Source organism: Microbulbifer maximicatervae (SeqCode), assembly GCF_052467065.1.
The window spans coordinates 4,008,188-4,025,523 of the sequence record NZ_CP174299.1; the positions used below are offsets into that span (position 1 = coordinate 4,008,188).

The 17,336-nt window shown below is 45.9% G+C and carries 17 protein-coding genes; 10 read left to right on the plus strand and 7 right to left on the minus strand.

Translation table 11 applies throughout. From position 1 onward, the window contains the following. The first annotated feature begins 55 nt into the window (after nucleotides 1-55). Together ACJJI1_RS17740 and ACJJI1_RS17745 are read left to right on the plus strand one after the other, a co-directional pair. Nucleotides 56-493, plus strand: a complete 438-nt coding sequence (locus ACJJI1_RS17740) for a cupin domain-containing protein (RefSeq protein WP_444905512.1) — start codon at nucleotides 56-58, stop codon at nucleotides 491-493. 174 nt (nucleotides 494-667) lie between these two features. Further along, nucleotides 668-1,414: a putative adhesin gene (locus tag ACJJI1_RS17745; RefSeq protein WP_444905511.1), complete on the plus strand. Its 747-nt coding sequence runs from the start codon at nucleotides 668-670 to the stop codon at nucleotides 1,412-1,414. A gap of 173 nt (nucleotides 1,415-1,587) precedes the next feature. On the opposite strand, the gene pcp is transcribed toward ACJJI1_RS17745, so the two are convergent. Both pcp and ACJJI1_RS17755 read right to left on the minus strand, forming a co-directional pair. After that, the gene (pcp, locus tag ACJJI1_RS17750) at nucleotides 1,588-2,256 is read right to left on the minus strand and encodes a pyroglutamyl-peptidase I (protein ID WP_444913559.1); all 669 of its coding nucleotides are present in this window, start codon (nucleotides 2,254-2,256) and stop codon (nucleotides 1,588-1,590) included. Nucleotides 2,257-2,351: 95 nt separating this feature from the next. Continuing rightward, on the minus strand, nucleotides 2,352-2,771 hold the full coding sequence (locus ACJJI1_RS17755; protein WP_282933128.1) for an ester cyclase: 420 nt from the start codon (nucleotides 2,769-2,771) through the stop codon (nucleotides 2,352-2,354). Between the two features lie 273 nt (nucleotides 2,772-3,044). Here ACJJI1_RS17755 and ACJJI1_RS17760 point away from each other — a divergent pair, with 273 nt between their 5' ends. The 3 genes from ACJJI1_RS17760 to ACJJI1_RS17770 all read left to right on the plus strand — a co-directional run bounded on the left by ACJJI1_RS17760 (nucleotide 3,045) and on the right by ACJJI1_RS17770 (nucleotide 8,285). Then, the gene (locus ACJJI1_RS17760) at nucleotides 3,045-4,412 is read left to right on the plus strand and encodes an efflux RND transporter periplasmic adaptor subunit (RefSeq protein WP_444957462.1); all 1,368 of its coding nucleotides are present in this window, start codon (nucleotides 3,045-3,047) and stop codon (nucleotides 4,410-4,412) included. Then, the gene (locus tag ACJJI1_RS17765; protein WP_444957463.1) at nucleotides 4,409-7,534 is read left to right on the plus strand and encodes an efflux RND transporter permease subunit; all 3,126 of its coding nucleotides are present in this window, start codon (nucleotides 4,409-4,411) and stop codon (nucleotides 7,532-7,534) included. The genes ACJJI1_RS17760 and ACJJI1_RS17765 overlap by 4 nt, the downstream gene beginning before the upstream one ends. Before the next feature lie 304 nt (nucleotides 7,535-7,838). Continuing rightward, the gene (locus ACJJI1_RS17770; protein WP_444897554.1) at nucleotides 7,839-8,285 is read left to right on the plus strand and encodes a GNAT family N-acetyltransferase; all 447 of its coding nucleotides are present in this window, start codon (nucleotides 7,839-7,841) and stop codon (nucleotides 8,283-8,285) included. Nucleotides 8,286-8,313: 28 nt separating this feature from the next. On the opposite strand, the gene ACJJI1_RS17775 is transcribed toward ACJJI1_RS17770, so the two are convergent. Continuing rightward, nucleotides 8,314-9,210, minus strand: a complete 897-nt coding sequence (locus ACJJI1_RS17775; protein ID WP_444957464.1) for a LysR family transcriptional regulator — start codon at nucleotides 9,208-9,210, stop codon at nucleotides 8,314-8,316. Between the two features lie 117 nt (nucleotides 9,211-9,327). On the opposite strand from ACJJI1_RS17775, the gene ACJJI1_RS17780 reads away from it, so the two are divergent. Both ACJJI1_RS17780 and ACJJI1_RS17785 read left to right on the plus strand, forming a co-directional pair. Further along, nucleotides 9,328-10,269, plus strand: coding sequence for a peptidyl-alpha-hydroxyglycine alpha-amidating lyase family protein (locus ACJJI1_RS17780; RefSeq protein ID WP_444957465.1), 942 nt, complete (start codon nucleotides 9,328-9,330; stop codon nucleotides 10,267-10,269). Between the two features lie 31 nt (nucleotides 10,270-10,300). Further along, nucleotides 10,301-10,657 (plus strand): 5-carboxymethyl-2-hydroxymuconate Delta-isomerase, encoded by a 357-nt coding sequence (locus ACJJI1_RS17785; RefSeq protein WP_444894103.1) that lies wholly within the window; start codon nucleotides 10,301-10,303, stop codon nucleotides 10,655-10,657. 111 nt (nucleotides 10,658-10,768) lie between these two features. Here ACJJI1_RS17785 and ACJJI1_RS17790 read toward each other — a convergent pair whose 3' ends face one another. Further along, nucleotides 10,769-11,533, minus strand: coding sequence for an SDR family NAD(P)-dependent oxidoreductase (locus ACJJI1_RS17790; RefSeq protein ID WP_444897551.1), 765 nt, complete (start codon nucleotides 11,531-11,533; stop codon nucleotides 10,769-10,771). Between the two features lie 139 nt (nucleotides 11,534-11,672). On the opposite strand from ACJJI1_RS17790, the gene ACJJI1_RS17795 reads away from it, so the two are divergent. Next, entirely contained in the window at nucleotides 11,673-12,593 is a 921-nt protein-coding gene (locus ACJJI1_RS17795) for a LysR family transcriptional regulator (protein WP_444957466.1), read from the plus strand. A 244-nt stretch (nucleotides 12,594-12,837) separates the two neighbouring features. Here the strand turns inward: ACJJI1_RS17795 and ACJJI1_RS17800 are convergent, their stop codons facing one another. After that, entirely contained in the window at nucleotides 12,838-13,536 is a 699-nt protein-coding gene (locus tag ACJJI1_RS17800; protein WP_444957467.1) for a hypothetical protein, read from the minus strand. Between the two features lie 236 nt (nucleotides 13,537-13,772). Here ACJJI1_RS17800 and ACJJI1_RS17805 point away from each other — a divergent pair, with 236 nt between their 5' ends. Both ACJJI1_RS17805 and ACJJI1_RS17810 read left to right on the plus strand, forming a co-directional pair. Then, nucleotides 13,773-15,020, plus strand: coding sequence for a metallophosphoesterase (locus tag ACJJI1_RS17805; protein ID WP_444957468.1), 1,248 nt, complete (start codon nucleotides 13,773-13,775; stop codon nucleotides 15,018-15,020). Between the two features lie 242 nt (nucleotides 15,021-15,262). Beyond that, nucleotides 15,263-15,976, plus strand: coding sequence for an ion transporter (locus tag ACJJI1_RS17810; RefSeq protein ID WP_444957469.1), 714 nt, complete (start codon nucleotides 15,263-15,265; stop codon nucleotides 15,974-15,976). 54 nt (nucleotides 15,977-16,030) lie between these two features. Here ACJJI1_RS17810 and ACJJI1_RS17815 read toward each other — a convergent pair whose 3' ends face one another. Together ACJJI1_RS17815 and ACJJI1_RS17820 are read right to left on the minus strand one after the other, a co-directional pair. Further along, on the minus strand, nucleotides 16,031-16,639 hold the full coding sequence (locus ACJJI1_RS17815) for an OsmC-related (seleno)protein (RefSeq protein WP_444957470.1): 609 nt from the start codon (nucleotides 16,637-16,639) through the stop codon (nucleotides 16,031-16,033). A 150-nt stretch (nucleotides 16,640-16,789) separates the two neighbouring features. Further along, nucleotides 16,790-17,245, minus strand: coding sequence for a hypothetical protein (locus ACJJI1_RS17820; protein WP_444957471.1), 456 nt, complete (start codon nucleotides 17,243-17,245; stop codon nucleotides 16,790-16,792). Nucleotides 17,246-17,336 lie beyond the last annotated feature (91 nt).

A 17,336-nucleotide genomic window follows, 5' to 3' on the forward strand; every position in this document is an offset into this window, starting at 1 on the left:
GTGATTTATCGATGAGGCAATTTTTAGCTTTTGCTGATGAGGTGAGATACTCGTAGTGCAAAAAGAAATCGTTCGCCAAGATTTTTATCATCTTTGGTATGATAAAAGAGGAAGGTCAAGAACCACTGTAGGACATTTTTCAGATTTTGAATTGATTCAATACTCCAATCCTGTGCCCGAATATCACTATCGTGATTTGCCTAAAGTTATTCGAAGTGAGTTTGCAATTTTGCCTCCTGGGTGGAAAAGCGATTTTCACTCTACTCCGAACCCTCAATGGGTTATTACATTATCTGGCTGTTGGCGTACGACAACTCGGGACGGTGTTGAGGTGACATATAGGCCTGGAGATGTTCATTTTGGGGGAGATACGCCTGTTAATGGTATAGCTATTGACCAGCAGGGGCATTGTACGATTAATCCCTCCAAAACAGATCCCGCGAAATTACTTATATTAACTGTCGACTCTTTGCTTCCTGCTCCTGAAGAGTGAGTATCTAATGGTTTGCCTGATAGGCTCCGGATCATATTTCCTGTAGCTATTGAAAGCTATTTTTGATTAAAAAATCGCATATTTTAAACATTTACTTCGGTTGTTGAGTGGAATACGATTTTTCTCGAGATAATTCTATTTGTTAACTTAGGCTTTGAGAGCTGGGGAGGGTTTATGCCTGCAAAGGAGTTTTTCAGTAATGTCAAAAGTGCTTTAAAGGACTATTTTGGTAATAAGGCAACAGCACTTTGGCATACCTTTGATGATTCTGAAGTGGCGGTGGCAGGGAACTATCAGTGTGTAGATCTTGATGGTCGTGCTTGGTTGTGGACTCCTCGTGGAATGACAACAAACCGGTTAATTGTAACTGCTCACGGGTATCGCAGAACCACATCCAGTTTCAAAATAGAGCACAATGTTAACCTGCATTTTTACTCGCGTGATAAATTCAGTGTGAATGATCCTGGACTTGGGAGGTTTTATGATCGGGGGGCCAATTCTGTTGAAGATTTAGGTTTAAATGATACTTGTTTTAACTACATCCTGACGAAGTATACCAGTAGCGCTACTAATAGACACAATACTAACAATGAAACTTACACTTCGATTAATGCGATTATGTCTCACAATGATAGTGATAGTCGAAGACGCAGAATTCAGAATGCTAATAATATCGGAATGGTTGCCAAGGCAAATAGCATTCAGTCCTTTCAGCCGCCCAGTATTCTGACCATAAGAAATAGACAGTTTATGGCAGCTGTAAACCTGAAGTGGGTTTTGGATACCTTGGCGAAAAAGGGACATCACTTTAATGACATTGATTGTCTCTTCTGTAGAAATACTCTTTGGACTGGCACAGTAGCTGTGATGTCGGGTCTGTCCGGAGGAGATAAATATAGTGATGATGTTGCTATAAATTAGTAGTACTCGAAGGGGTTATTTTATAGTGTCGATATGGCCTTTTTTTGCGGTAAGAGCATTTATTGATCTACTTGGTGCTTTGAATTATCTCGTTGATATTTCCTTCTTTGTATGTTGATTGCATAAAAATTACTAGTAGGGAGAATATGACCTTACTAAACAGTTCAATTTGATTAGATTTGTAAGTGAGAAGGGATCGGATCGTCAGTGTCCCGCGGGTTAGCTAGTGCGGCTTCAATGGCAGCCTGTATCCCAAGGGCGGCAGTTTCTTTTGACATGCTGGGATTGCCGATATTTTCGGGTAGTGCGGCAATCTGGGGTAGCTGAGGAAGGTGTATCCAGCCGGCGGGGATATTTAGTTGATTAGTCGCGATATAGTGAAGCGCGCCATACATCATATGGTTGCAACAAAAAGTACCCGCAGTATCAGAAATGTCGGCAGGAATACCAATATTGCGCATTGCCATAACCATTGCGCGGATAGGGAGTGTGCTGTGATAAGCGACAGGACCATTTTGTACAGTCGGCTCACCCTGCATTTCAACTCCCCGGTTATCTTTCAAATTATATCTGGTGGAATCATTATAATTTTGTGCAATTCTCTCAGCCGTAATGATTGCACGGCCACTGTACTCTCCTAACATCACCACTAATTGCGGTTCTATTTCTTCAATAGCATCCGTGACAACTTCAATGCTTTCAAAGAAGTTGTTGGGTATCAAAAGACCATGAATATCACCATTGGCTATTCGTGTTCCGTCCAGCATACGCATAACTGATTCCGCGGGATTTATCGGTGTGTTACCAAAGGGCTCAAAGCCAGTCAATAAAACTTTTGCCATAGAGATGTTATCGTAAATAGATACAGAAAGATTGATATATTGTTATTTGTCAAAGGTAGCGTTGTGCAGGCTACCTTTGACTGGTTCGTGATCGGCTATTCAACTAAACCTAATTGCTCCAGGAAAGTGTATTTATCCCAGTCCACCCAGCTTTCCACCATTTTTCCATCTTTATATCTATCGGTATGTACGCCAGTCCAACTGCTGGTTTTTCCTGTTGCGTCATACTGTAGGAATTTACCCGTATGGGTGGCGGTAATCCTCCAGCGGGTACAAACATAATCACCCTCGGCAACTTGTACCAGAATTTCTAATTTTGTGTTGGAGAATCCCTGGTGAAATTCTGCGACTAAATCCAGGCAGTCTTTTATCGATAAAACCGACGTGGAACCGCCAGCATAGGGCATTTGGTGATTTTTATAATCCGGTGATAAATAATCTGTCGCTTTGTCGGGGAAGTTGTCCCCCCACAATTCCAGTATCGCTTTTGATGTCTCTTTGTGATTGTTCGCCATTTTTGTCCCACTGTCAGTTAGGTCGGAATTTGGTAGCCCAAGCATAGTTCAGTGAATTTAAGGGGGGAGCGAATCGAAGTGGGATTAGATTCAATATTGATAGTCGATTGATATGAGTTGGCGCAGATTACAAGGTAAATATATTGAGTAACTACTTTAAGCTTTACAGGGTGTTGTGCGTTCTGCGAACTTTAATAGAGTATTCAACTGCTGGGTTTTAGTGGCACTAGGCTTTTTAAGGTCTGGTTCGGCCAGTTCTTTATGGGTAAAACTATGACAAGTAGCGCAATCAAAGCCTTACTAAAGCGTCGTCGAATGCTACCCGTTTTGATACTTGGTGGAATTTTAATGGCTATGTCGCTGGTGGCCAGTCGACAGAAACCACAAAGATACGAAGGGCAAGTTCCGGAACTGCTGGTGGAAGCCATCGAAGTGAAGCGAATGCCTATTCGAGCTGAAACTGTTGCTTTTGGAGAGGTGATGCCGAGCCTTATCCTTGAGGCAAACTCTGAAGTTGGTGGTCGTGTGGTTTCAGTGTCGGCTGATTTGGAACCTGGCGCAATAATATCTGCCGGGGCACCAATCCTAAATATTGACGAAACCAGCTATCAATTGGCCGTTGCTCAAGCGGAGAGTGACTTGGCTGTTTATCGCGCAAAATTACAAGAACTGGAGGTTGAAAAGGCTAATAGCCAGCGTTCGTTGGAAATAGCTCAGAGGACACTGGAATTAGGGGAACAGGAATTACAGCGAAAAGAGCAGTTGGCGGTTAAGGGGATTGTTTCTCGCTCAGCGGCTGATGCGGAGGAGCAACGGGTATTGAAGTTGCGACAAGAAGTTGAACTTCAAAAGGGTAATCTCTCCCTATTTCCCACTCGTAGGCAGGTGATAAAGGCCCAGATAAGTCGTGCTGAAGCGCTGCTTGGTGAAAGTCGCTACCAGTTATCGCGAACCCGGATAAGCCTGCCCTATAACGTGCGGATCGGTGATGTCTATGTGGAGGCTGGCCAGTCTGTTGCCCATGGGACTCCGCTTTTTGTCGCTTATGGCATGGATCAGGTGGAGGTTTCAGCCGAACTGACAATGGCTCAAATAGTGCCTCTTTTTCGGAGTATTGAATCTCCCAGTGATCAAACTTTCTCGCCTGACGACTTCTCAGATGCCTTATTGGGATTGGAGGCCAGGGTTGGACTGGTAGGTGGTATTGAACCGGTGGAATGGCGGGGCAGGGTAGTGAGAGTTGGAGGTACCATGGATACCACAAGCAGAACTCTCTCCGTAGTGGTTGCAGTGGATAACCCTTATCGAAATATAGTAGCCGAGGGTCGGCCGCCCCTATTTCGTGGTATGTATGCCCGGATTAAGCTTGTTGCACCTCCTTCGCCAGCTTTGGTTATCCCTCGCAGAGCCATGCATGAAGGGCGGGTCTACTTGGCTGAAAATAATCAATTGAAGATTCGCACCATAACGGTGGACTACTACCTGGGTGATCTAGCTGTTATCCGCTCTGGCTTGGTGCCTGGAGATCAGGTGATAACTACTGATGTTATCCCAGCAATCAGCGGGACGGCAGTATCTGTCATCGATGTCAAAAAGGGAGTTTCAGACCTGGCCGTGGCAGCAGAGGAAGTTGGCGAGTGATTCGCTTTTTTGCGATCCACCCAACTGCTGCCAATTTGCTTATGGTGGGTTTAATGCTGGCTGGCTTTTTCGTATTGCCGACGATGAAGCGAGAGACTATGCCGGAAATCGACAAGTTCGAAGTACAAGTCTCAGTATTTTATCCTGGTGCAGCTACCGCTGAGGTCGAAGACAGTATCTGCCTCCCCCTCGAAGAGGCAACGGATGGCATCCCATTTATTGATGAGCGCCGTTGTGAAGCTGCAGACAATCTTGGCGTGATGAAACTGAAAATGCAGGAAGCAGGTGATATGGGGCAGTTTCTTGCCGACATTGAATCTGCAGTAGATGCGATAGACTCCCTTCCTGCTGAGAGCGAAAGGCCAGTCATAGAAGAGCTGGGACGCACCCAGCCGGTGGTGAGTGTTGCCCTAAGCGCAGATTTGCCTTTGATCCAGCTCAACCAATTGGCCGAGCACTATCGCCGAGAGTTACTTCGTCATCCGCTGGTGCCCATTGTCAAAATTTCCGGTTTTTCAGACCATCAATTGCAAGTGGAAATTTCAGATTACAATTTGCGACAGTATGGACTGAGTGTTGCCGATCTTGCCGCAATTATCGATAAGCAGGCAATTGATATGCCCGCCGGTAAGGTAACTGCACCTGATCGGGAGTATCAGGTTCGTTTTACCGAAAAGCGGCGCACCGCAGCTGAGCTTGAAGCACTTATTGTTGTAAAAGGGATGGCTGGCGCAGAGGTGCGCTTGGGCGATATTGCCACTATCTACGACAGTTTTGAAAAGGAGGAGGACAAAATCACTTTTGATGGGCAGCGAGCCGCATTGCTTGTTGTTCAGAAAAACAGCGTGGATGACAGTTTGAGGGTGCTGGAAGCGGTTCGCGAATTTGTCCAGGCGGAAAATGCCCGTTTACCGGAAGAAATGCGGTTGATTCTTACTCAGGATAGCGCCTCAATTGTTGCTGATCGTTTAAGGATGATTATTACCAACGCCTGGCAAGGGCTTATTCTTGTTGCGCTGACCCTTTATTTGTTTTTTAGCGGGCGATATGTGTTTTGGGTGGTGATGGGCTTGCCCGTTTCATTTCTCGGCGCCTTTGCTGTGATTACTGCTTTGGGTATATCCATCAATATGATCAGCTTGGTGGGGCTGCTGATTGCAATTGGCATCTTGATGGATGATGCCATTGTGCTTTCGGAAAGTATCGCCACCGAATACCGGGATGGCCGTACACCTCTTCAGGCGGTGGTTATCGGAACCAAGCGTGTTGCAAGGGGGGTTATCTCCTCATTTGTTACTACTGTGATCGTTTTTTCTGGATTAGCTTTTATCAAAGGGGACATGGGGCAGGTCCTCAAAGTTTTGCCTGTTGTTTTGATCTCTGTACTAGTGGTTAGCCTGATTGAAGCCTTTCTTATTCTCCCCGCCCATTTGCGTCATGCCCTTTCGTACAAGGAAAACCCACCAACCTGGAAAATCGCTTTTGCTCAGCGGTTTGAGTTGTGGAGAGAGTATGTCGGGCGTGTCGCTGATAAAGCGGTTGAATACAGATATGCTTTTGTCGGCGGCGTAGTGGGACTATTTTTTGTTACGGTGAGTTTACTTCCTGCGGGGTTAGTTAAATTCCAAGGGTTTCCTACATTGGAGGGAGATTTACTACAGGCCCGAATTCTAATGCCCCAAGGAACCTCCCTCGTAGAAATGGAAAAGCTGGTGGCGTATCAGAAGAAGGCCCTGTATTTAGCTGCTGAAAACCTCTCAGGGAAAGAGGTAGCGCCTCTTATCGAGCACATTAGTGTTACTTACGGGGTGAATGGCGATGCTTTTGAGAGTGGAGCTCATGTAGCCACAATAAATGTCGACCTACTGGCTGCAGAAGTTCGCCATACAAGTATCAGTGAGTTACGTCAGGCCTGGAGTAAGGCTGCTGGCGATATACCTGGTGCGATCGCGATTTTGTATAAGGAGCCATCGCCTGGTCCAGCTGGACGAGCTATTTACCTTCGCTTGGCCGGGCTGGATATTGATCAGCTAAAAGGAATATCTATACGTCTACAAAACTGGCTGCGCAGTTACGAAGGAGTGGTGAATGTACTAGATGACCTGCGTCCTGGTAAGCCACAGCTGACGGTCCGAATGCGGGAGGGGGTTTATGCTTCTGGTATTGATGCCAGTGTTGTGGCCACTCAACTGAGAGCTGCCTATCAGGGCACAGAGATTGATGAAGTGCAGTATCAGGGAGAGACTTACGAAATTCGTGTTCGAATGGATGAGCCATCTCGCAGTGCGCTGTCACGATTTGACGAGCTTGTCATTATCCACCCTGAAACAAGGCAGCGTGTACCCTTGATGGCAATTGCCGATATTGAAATGCACCGGGACTATGCGCGTATCCAGAGAATAAATGGTGAGCGTGTTGTTACGGTCTTTGCAGATGTTTTTACAGAGAGGGCCAATGCCAGTGAAATTCTGCTGGATACCCAGCAGAACTTTTTTGCACCATTGGAGCAGGAATTTCCGGGCCTAAGGGTAACCATGAAGGGAGAGATTGAAAATAGCCTCATTACAGGTCTATCGATGGGTAAGGCCTTGTTGATCGGGGCAATAGGAATTTATTTACTACTGTCGCTTCAATTTCGTAGTTATACCGAACCTGTAATTGTGATGATGGCGATTCCTCTGGCGTTAATAGGTGTAGTCTGGGGACATATTATTATGGGACAGAATATGACGATGCCCAGCATGATGGGATTTGTCTCTCTCACTGGAATTGTGGTGAATGATTCAATCCTGTTAGTAGAGTTTGTGAAGCTTCGTGTCCGAAAGGGAATGGACGTTCACTCGGCGGCGAGTCAAGCCAGTCGCGACCGGTTCAGGGCTATTTTCCTTACCTCACTGACAACAGTAGCCGGCTTGCTGCCACTGATGTTCGAAACCAGTCTTCAAGCCCAGATACTGATTCCACTGGTAACCAGTATTGTATTTGGGATAAGTAGTTCAACCGTTTTGATTCTGTTAGTCCTGCCAGCCCTTTATGGCATTCTCAAGGACTTTGGCTTAACTGAGCGAATTCAGGAGCCGCTAGATCGATTACCTGAAGATATCGCCGCTTCTACGACCTAAAGCACCCAGATAATCTTGGTTGTTGAAGTGAAAAAGTAGCCGAAATGAGTGGTAGAAGAAGGAAGACAAAAGAGAAGGCAGTGGTAATACTTTGAGCTCCAGGAAGAATTATTCATCAATTCTTAATTAGCGCACTTGTACGAGTATCCAACATAGGGTTTCGGAGTTGTTTTAATAAGTAGTCGAATGTTTCATGTACGTCACGGAATAAGTAGCGAATAGTCCTTGTTGTCCCCCGTACTTCAACTGATAATCAGGAAGATAAATTTGAACTTGCCTTCTTTTGTACAGATTCACTCTCAAAATGATTAGAAAATACAATAAAAATGACTATCCAAGTGTGCTGGATATATATGCCCGTTCAAAACTCGATGAGCTACGGTTTGAAAACCGGAGTTTCAATCTGCTGCCGCTGGATAAAGATCAAAAACGTTTGGCCCAGCTGATGGAGTCGGATATTTATGTGTACGAAAAAGGTGATGTTCTTGGCTATGGCGCGCGATATAAGAATGAGATTCGTGCACTGTTTGTGCATCCTTCGTTTAGAGGTCAGGGGGTAGGGCGGGAGTTGCTGGAGTACCTGTTAGGGGAAATCAGTGGCGCTGTACACCTGCAGGTTGCCAAAACCAACGACCCGGTGAAAAACCTGTATCGCAAATATGGTTTTGTGGTAACCAGGGAGCTGCAAACTACCTACAGCGGGGTTCCAGTACTTGCCAATGAAATGGTTCGCCCCCCCAGCGCCAACTAAATACACAAACACCTATGCTACAGGAGTGTCAGCAGGCGTTGTTCTCAAAACATTCCTCCAGAAACCTCCAAAAGGCATCCAGCTTGGCGGAGGCAGCTCTTCTCTGCTGATACACCGCAAAAAGTGGCCTGCTTGATTGCTGCCAATCCGGCAGAACCTGAACCAAGTTACCCGCCGCAATATCCCGCTCTACCAAATAATCGTAAAGGCAAGCTATACCGGCGCCAGACAGGGCTGCTTGGTAGAGGGAATAGTAGTTATTACTTGAAAAGTAGGGCTTGGGGGCAATCGTGATCGATTCCTGCCCTTTTTGAAAGGTCCAGGAGAGTGGATCGCGGCTGTACTTGTAACACAGTAGTTGGAATTTATTGAGTTGGTCCGGGGAGGAACAGGACTTAATCCTTGCCAGGTATTCAGGAGATGCTACCAGGAGCCGATCGTGCCGGCCGATTTGATGAGAGTAGAGTGTTGATTGGGGCTGCGCGGGTTGGGAGCGCAATGCCAGGTCAAACCCTTCACCGGTAAGGTCCCGAAGCTGATCATCCAGAATCAGATCCAAACGGATGTCTGGGTGCTCAGTTGTAAACTTCGGTAGCCTAGGTGCCAGCCAGAACTGCCCTAGAGCCGTTGGGGCGGTAATCCGCAACAATCCAGAGGGCTGCCCTTTGGAGCTGGTTAGGCGCTCTTCCACTTCCCTAAGATCATTAAGGACGCGCTCTGTGGTTTCCAGGTAGTCCCGCCCCGCATCCGTAAGGCTTTGGGATCGGGTAGTACGGTGAATTAGCCGAGTACCCAGTCGCTGCTCAAGCTGTTGGATGGCCTTGCTCACAGCGGACACCGTGGACCCCAATTCCCGGGCGGCACGGGTAAATGACCCCAATCGCGCCACCGTAGTGAACACCTGAATTAAGTGGAAGCGGTCCAAAGGAACCTCCAATAATTTCCTGGCAGGAAAAAGTGAATATCAAAATTATGCTATTAACGCATTTATAGGAAAAAGTCACAATATCTTGGCAGATCGACAAGTTAAGAAGGGTTTCTGATGAGAGTGATTGTATTGCTATGCCTGATTTTGGTTCCCAGCGCTTTTACGCTGGCCGAGGCACCGCCAAACAGCCAGCCATTTCACGTCAAGGGGGGGGATTTTAAGTTGCCAGTGGGTTGGCACTTTGGGGAGGTTGCGGGGGTGGTCCGCAGGGAGAATGGCCACTTTGTTGTGTTTCACCGAGGGTCTCATTCGCTGTTGGAGTTCGATGGACAGCGGCGCTTTGTTCGCGAAATTGGCGCGGGACTGTTTGAAAATCCGCATGGTCTTCGTATAGACCATAAGGGCAATATTTGGACTACCGATACTGCCACGCACCTGGTATTGAAATTTGCACCTGATGGCGAAGTAGCCATGGTATTGGGGAAGCGAGGTGCAGCCAGTGAAGGCTGGTTTGATCGCGACTACAACTTGGTGCTGTTCGATCAGCCCCAAGATGTGGCAGTGGATAGAAATGGATTTATTTATGTGGTGGATAAAGGCAACAGTCGCATTGTAAAGCTGGATAAGAATGGCCTTTTGGTAACCACCTGGGGTGGTCAGGGGGAGGCCCCTGGAGAGTTTAATTTCCCTCACTCCATTGTGATTGATTCTGAGGGGCAGATATATATTGCCGATCGTGAAAATCACAGGGTACAGATCTTTGATTCAAAGGGTAAATATTTAACTCAATGGCGTGGGATAGGTTACCCCTATGTCCTGTTTCTCAAAGGTGATGCTTTGTGGATGACAGATGCGCGGGCCGAGGAAGTGCGACAGTACGACCTGTCTGGTGATCTCAAGATGCGCTATCAGGGCCAGCCTGGGCGGGGACAGAAGCAATTTGGCTTCGTACATGGGATCTATGTGGATGACGACGGACTTTGGGTGTCCCATATCTTGAATTGGAGCATCAATCGCTTACTGCCAGCGGATACACTACCCGCTCCGGTCATGTAGCTTTTCTTTCAAAATTTACCTGGGAGTATTTATGCCTCACTGTGTTATCCAGTGTCCTTCTAACCTACTTGAGTCGGTAGATGTTGATAGCTTACTGACTTCTATCCATGCCGCTGCAGATCAGTCTGCACTCTTTGAGCCGGGGGATATTAAAGTTCGTTTGTTACCTGTCGAGCACTATTTGGTTGGACCTGAACCAGCACCGTTTGTACACCTGGAGTGCAGTCTGCTTTCAGGTAGAAGTATTGAGCAGCGACAAAGCTTGGCTCATTTACTAGCCAAGGCCCTATGTGCAGCCGTGCCCGATGTGGAGATGGTTTCTGTAGAGGTCCGCGAGATCGTGCGAGCTACATATTGTAATCGCGCTGCATTGGGGCTCGTTGCGTAGCTTATTTCCCATTTTTAAGTGTGCCGGGTTGAACTACAAGAAAGCTTCGGCAAAAGGTACTCATTCGCACAAGTGGAGGGCTTGGCCCCCACTTGCGCACTTTCAGGCCGGTTAGAGGCAGTAGCCCCCATCAACCTTCAGGTGTGCATTTCGCATACCGACTGAGTGATCTGTGGCCAGGTAGTGGATTGCTGGCACTATGTCATCTACCTCAAGGGCCCGGCCCAGTGGCGTTACCACCATACTCTCTGAGAGACTTTGAATGTCTGATTGGCTCATGCCGGCTTTTTCCTGGATTTCGGTCAGGGTGATTCCGGGGCGTACGCTATTTATACGAATTCCCCTCACCGCTAACTCCGCATTCAGGACCTGGGCATAACCTTCAATGGCAGACTTACTCGCACTATAAGCGGAAGTTCCCGAAAAAGTTTTCTCTACGGCAATACTCGAAAGCAAAACCACGCTGGAGGGGTTATTCATCACCGGTAGTAATTTTTGCAGCGTGAAAAAAGGCCCCTTCACATTGATATCAAAAGTGTGATCGAAGAGGGCTTCATCGGTTTCCTCAAATATCCCAGGCTTGAAAATACCGGCATTCAAGATAAGGGCATCCAGTTTAACCTCATCGTTTTGTAATTTGTTTCCCAGTTGCTCAATTTGGTCGAGTTTTCCACTATCACATAGGTGGCATGTCAGTTGGCCGCTACTCCCAAAGAGGCCCGCGATATCCTCGGCTGTTTGTTCCAGTTTTTCAGCGTTTCGGCCCGTGATGATGACTTGCCAGCCCTCGGATAAAAAGTGCTTAGCTGTTGCGAGTCCAATACCGGCAGTGCCACCAGTGATTGCGATGGTTTTTGTTCTCTGCTGGTGTCCCATAGATCCTCTCTTGCGATTGTAATGGTGCAATGAATGGCAGTTGCCAAGATTAGGCTTAGGAGGATATGTTGTTAGACTGGTATCAATAAGGCACCGTTAGGGCAACACTTTGGTTCTAATTTGGAAGCAATGAGGCAGAATGCAGCATCTACATCAATACTTGGGACATTTGTACGTCTTCCGGTTGGTCATTGAGCAAGGCAGTTTTCAGGGGGCTGCTAATCAGCTGGGCTTACCTCGCTCATCAGTCAGCAAGAAGCTGGCACAGCTGGAGGGGTTTGTTGATCAGCGTCTATTGCACAGAAGTACGCGGCAATTGCGCCTTACGGATGCCGGTGCTGCTTTGTTGGAAGCAACGGAGACTATGGCTCAGCTAATGAGCAATACCGAACACCTGATCCTCTCCCAACAGGATGAAGCTGTTGGTAGAGTTAAGATAAGTTGCTCTACCTTAATGGGGCAGCGGTACTTATTGCCATCCATACCACTACTAAAGCAACGCTACCCAAAAATTACTTTTCAAGTGAACTTAAGCGATAGGGTTGTGAACTTACTGGATGAAGGCGTTGATATTGCCATTCGCACGGGACACTTGCCGGACTCTTCATTGGTAGCGCGCCGAATAGGTGAAAAGCGTTGGGGGTGGTTTGCCAGCCCGGATTATTTGGCGAGTTGGGGGGAGCCTAATTCTCCAGATGATTTAAGCCAGCATCAATGCTTAGTGTTTAGTAACCAAACAACAACCATTGACCACTGGCACTTTTCTAACGATGGTAACGAAATAATGACCATTGCCATTGATCCGGCGATGGTGGTCGATGATGGCCGTACATTAGTTGAATTAGCTACAATGGGCCAAGGTATAGTTATGATTGATCCTCTTCTGGTGCGCAGGGAATTAGCGGAGGGCAAGTTGATATCTATCTTTCAGCAATGGAGAAGCCCTGAGTTGCAACCGATCCATCTAGTGTGCTTGGGAAGGTCTATAAGAAGTAAAGCGGTAGAGGTAGTTTGGCAGGCATTGGTTGAGGGCTTGCAGAGGGATTTAATCCAGCCTTAAAAGCAAATATGGCAGGGTTTTACGTATCATCTCTTTTGTTCTTTTGAATTTCCTGAAGCTTCTTTCTTTTTAATTCTCTTTTCTCTTGGTAGTAGCGCTTGTCGACATATCTAAGCAGTAGCCATAAGACAAGCGCAGCATCAATACCAAACAGGTATCCTTTTCCGTACATGCTATATGCGACCTTCTGCTGGCCAGATTGATACTCTATTCAACCAATCTGGCCTTTTTAGAAACCTGATTATTAGTAGGCAAAATAGGGTAGGTAGGAACTCCAGTCGGTCCATACGAGCCGCTGTACAGTTCTATTCACACCATTGGTTTGCATATAAAAGTTCCATTGGCCCGTTTCCTTAACACCTATTACGTTTTTATTTTGCAGATTAATGGCCGCAAAGTTTGATTGAATCAAAATATAACGATTAGGGGCCAAGCCGCCAACTTTAGAGGCATCGATCAGCTGAGTGACATCAGTTCGTAAATAGCTGCTCTGTGCGCTGGCAAATACACTGAGAGGTGTATTATTGATAATAGTTTGATTTACCTGGTTGTAACTATTAAAGGGATGGGGCTGCAAGTGTCCCATAGAGAGCTGACCACCACCCCAGTCAAGAATGATTAAGCTACAGCCAGTTTGACGCTCGGTTACCCAAAAATCCGCATTTGCCGTATTGGGCCGTAATAGTGCGGTATACCGATTCACAGAACTGTGCCCTCGCGTTGGGGTTGTGAGAGCCTGAATGTAGATTCTACTGTCGTTATTTGGTGCTCCTGGACCGATATTGATATTTCCCAAGTTGAGTGAGAATGGAACTCGAGCCAGCTGCGTTTGATGTCCAGGTTGGAGGCCGACTTGCAACCGATAATTTTGTAGTGCAGTTTGCGGGTTAGCTTTCAGTTCTCTCAATGCATTACGAGAATTTAGTTGATCTTGCAGCGGCATAGCTTTGAACTCCATTTCATTTATGTTTGGCATAATACCGCATATTTTTGGCTGTTTTCACCGTATTTTTCTTTTCAAATTTACTCGATTTGTATTTGGCTGATAGAGAGTTTCTATCGAATTAATTTGTACTGAGGTGCAGGTTAAATTTTGCCATGATTTGAATGATTTTGACTCAGAAAATCTTTGTCTTGATAATGTTCGAATTGATTCAGGTTATGTTAAAGGGATTTTTTGTGGTCAGAACGGTTGTTAAGCGAGCTATCACCTTATTTTTCATCATATTTATTTTTGGGGCAGCAGGTATAACCTACCTGCTAAGTGGTAGTAAGGTTATTAAAACTACAGGACAAGTCTTTCAAGGGATTAAGATTCCTATTGGTGATTCGGCTATTAGATGGCGTGCCGACTTGAGTAGAGTTGCTGAAAACCCGCTTCTAGAAAGGATGCAGGGGCCGGTGATCATTCAAAGCACAGATGGTTATATTTCACGGTGGTTCTGTGACGATAAAGTTAAAGAGCAGAGGTTCCTTTCTAAGGAAATTGTATTGGAATGTGGGGGCGATCAAAGAACTTATTCTTTGAGGGATGGTGAAGTTGAGTTTGTCCCCTATGATGGGGTAAGCCCTATTGCTGTGGTGAGTGACTTGGAAGGAGATCTAGACTTCTTTAAAAATTGGGCGAGAAACCTGGGTATTATTGATGCCAATGGAAAATGGACTTATGGCTCAGGCCAATTAGTGATTGTAGGTGATGTCTTTGATCGGGGGCGATATGTTTATGATTTGCTCTGGTTTATCTTTCATCTTGAGGAGCAAGCGGCCAATAGTGGTGGAGCTGTACATCTTCTACTAGGAAATCATGAACAGTATGCATTTACTTATAGAATTAAATCTGTAGAGGCTGAACACTTATGGGCTATAGAGCAGTTGAGGCCATATGATCAAGCTTTGGCAGAAGATACAGTTTTAGGAGCTTGGCTAAGGAGTAAAGATGTAATACTGAAGCTTGGATCAGTACTTTTTACCCATGGAGGTATAAGCCCTCAGGTGCTCAAGCAGGGGCTGAGCACCAGCGAATTTAATGATGCCCATAGAGCCTATTTAACAGGGGTCAAGATAGATAATAGCCTGTTAGTTGGGCCACACTCTCCAACGCAATATCGTGGCTATGCCTATGCGATGGATCAATATCCGGAGGCCGATCAGCAGTTAGTTAATGCTACTATGGAGCACTTTGACGTAAGCTATATTGTGGTAGGTCATAGCCATCAGGAAGAATTGGCTTCCAAGTTCCAGGGTAAGGTGTACTTGGTGGATAGCACTTTGTATGTACCAAAAGCACTGGTCTTTGAGTCGGGTAAACCAGTAATTCGTAATACTGGCGTAGTGCGTAAAAGTTTTATTGACAAAGATACAAAGGAAGAGCCATTTGATGTTCTAAATACTGTACATTGGATGGCTTTTTTGGGGATATTTTTGTAAGTATGCCTGTATAAAAAAGAGCATTTGAGGTCGTTGTTGGGAGCTGAAATAGAGTGTTTAGACCGACTTTTTGGTATTGGTATGTTTCAGCTCCATTAAGCAAATTGCCTATCTAATCATGATTTTTATTGTTTGGTGTATCGCTTATAACTTACAAAATGATAAAGCCAAACATGTATGTACATTAGTAGGTGGTGTTAAAATACGGTATATATTCAATATGATACGAGCTGGGTGATTGTGTGGGGCAGGGTATTAGAAAGCTGGTTGATAATTATGAGAGCAAAGAGGGGCGATTTTTTTCCATATTTATTCAGTGTCTGATAGTTGTATCGCTAATTTCTTTTTCTGTGGGTACTATCCCTGATTTAACACCAGAACAGAGAGCTGTATTGGATCACTTCGAATTGTTCTCAGTGATTGTGTTTACTTTGGAATATATATGTCGCGTGTACGCGGCGAGAAATAGACTGGGCTTTATCTTCAGTTTTTATGGTTTGATTGATCTTATGGCGTTCTTGCCATTTTATATAGCTTCAGGAATGGATTTAAGGGCGCTTAGAATTGTTCGCTTATTTCAAGTGTTTAGGGTTTTAAAGCTGTTGCGCTACAGTAAGGCAGTTGCTCGATTTAGCCGTGCATTTCGTATGGTTAAAGAGGAGCTGGTATTGTTTGGAGTAACAGCTCTGATCTTGCTTTATTTGTCATCTGTAGGTATCTATTATTTTGAGAGCGCTGCTCAGCCGGAACAATTTAAATCTATCTTTCACAGTTTGTGGTGGGCAGTTACAACCTTAACCACTGTGGGTTATGGTGACATGTATCCAGTTACTCTCGGTGGGAGAATATTTACTTTCTTTGTGCTTTTGATTGGTTTGGGGGTGGTTGCAATTCCGACAGGTCTTGTCGCTTCTGCCCTATCTAAAGCCCGGATTGAGGATGTAGAAAACGATTAGTAACAAGCGCTAATAGGGTATGGCCTCTTCGCCTGTGAGGCCATTCCAGGGTATTTAATTGAACTCAATCGATTTACTATTGATAAAGAGCTGGGTATCAACGGGTGTAGCACTGGAAACGGTTTGAAGTGACATACAGGCCTGTCGGCAACAATGCATAAATTTTACAAGTTTTTCTTCTGGCTCATCACTTTCAACAATCAAGTGTATTTCCACTCTATCCCCCTTGCCAAAGACTTCTTCCGGTTTGATACCCCCAAAATTCAAAGTGGTTGAGAACTCAGTTTTTTGCTCTAGCCTTACACTTTTTAATTTGATCCCGCCAAGTTTAGCCAGCATTTCGATGTGAGACATCATGCAAAGGGCTAGCCCTGCAGAGAAGTACATAATTGGAGATGGAGCGCTGCCTCTACCGCCGACGGCTGTGCCTTCGTCACATATTAGTTCCCAGGTTCCACCATTGGGAACGTTGGAAAATATGGTGGCTTTTTTTAGGTGATGCCCCTCAGGCATTTGTTCGACATTAATATGAGCGTGAAACTTCAGCAGCTCGCCTTGTTTCACCTTATCGAGATGAGGGGGAGGGAAGGTTACTTGGTGTGCATCCTCGTCCAACTTGCGAACGATGGTAGAACTCGACATTTCCCATTGAATTGGGTCCATTTCGAGGCTCCTCTGTTTTTGTGTCTCGACTGGAGGGTCGAGTAGAGTTGATTTGTGCACCCCTGCGGAGTTGGGTGGCAACAGCTTTAACAATGGAGGTTAGGGTGAGAAGGGCTATATCCCCACTTGTGCCTTAAGAGTACTGGCTCTTTAGTCCAGTAGGGGGAGCGCGGTAAAGAGCGCGAGTTCATGCGCGTAGGCCAGTGCATCATTCTTGGAGTGGAAGGCCTGCGCCTGGATACTATTGCTACCGTTATTTTGGCGGGGGACCAATATTACCTGCCAGCTGGAGTGGCTACTTTTACGGTCTGTGGTATGGGGTGAGTAGGAGACAACCTTAACCCCCTTGAACGCGGCTAGCGATTGCCTCTCGGTCCAGCTATGCCAGAGGGCTTGTCTCTTGGAAACATAGCTTTTTGATTCTCCATCAATGTAATGTGTTGCCCGAAATGAGAATGTGATTACTGCGAGAAGAGTGCAGAGAGCGGTGGCCAGCCAGGAGATGGTGGAGCCCCCATCGAGAGCAAAACTTAGGCTGACAAGTAGCCAGGTCAGAGTAAACCCACCAAAGATATAGATTGGTACTTTGTTGGACTGCAGTTCCATATGTGCTGCTTTCCTATTTCCCATAAATGTAAAATTAGGTGCCAGATTTCAACCTCAGTTAGTAGGCCGCTTATTTTTATTTAGCTGATTG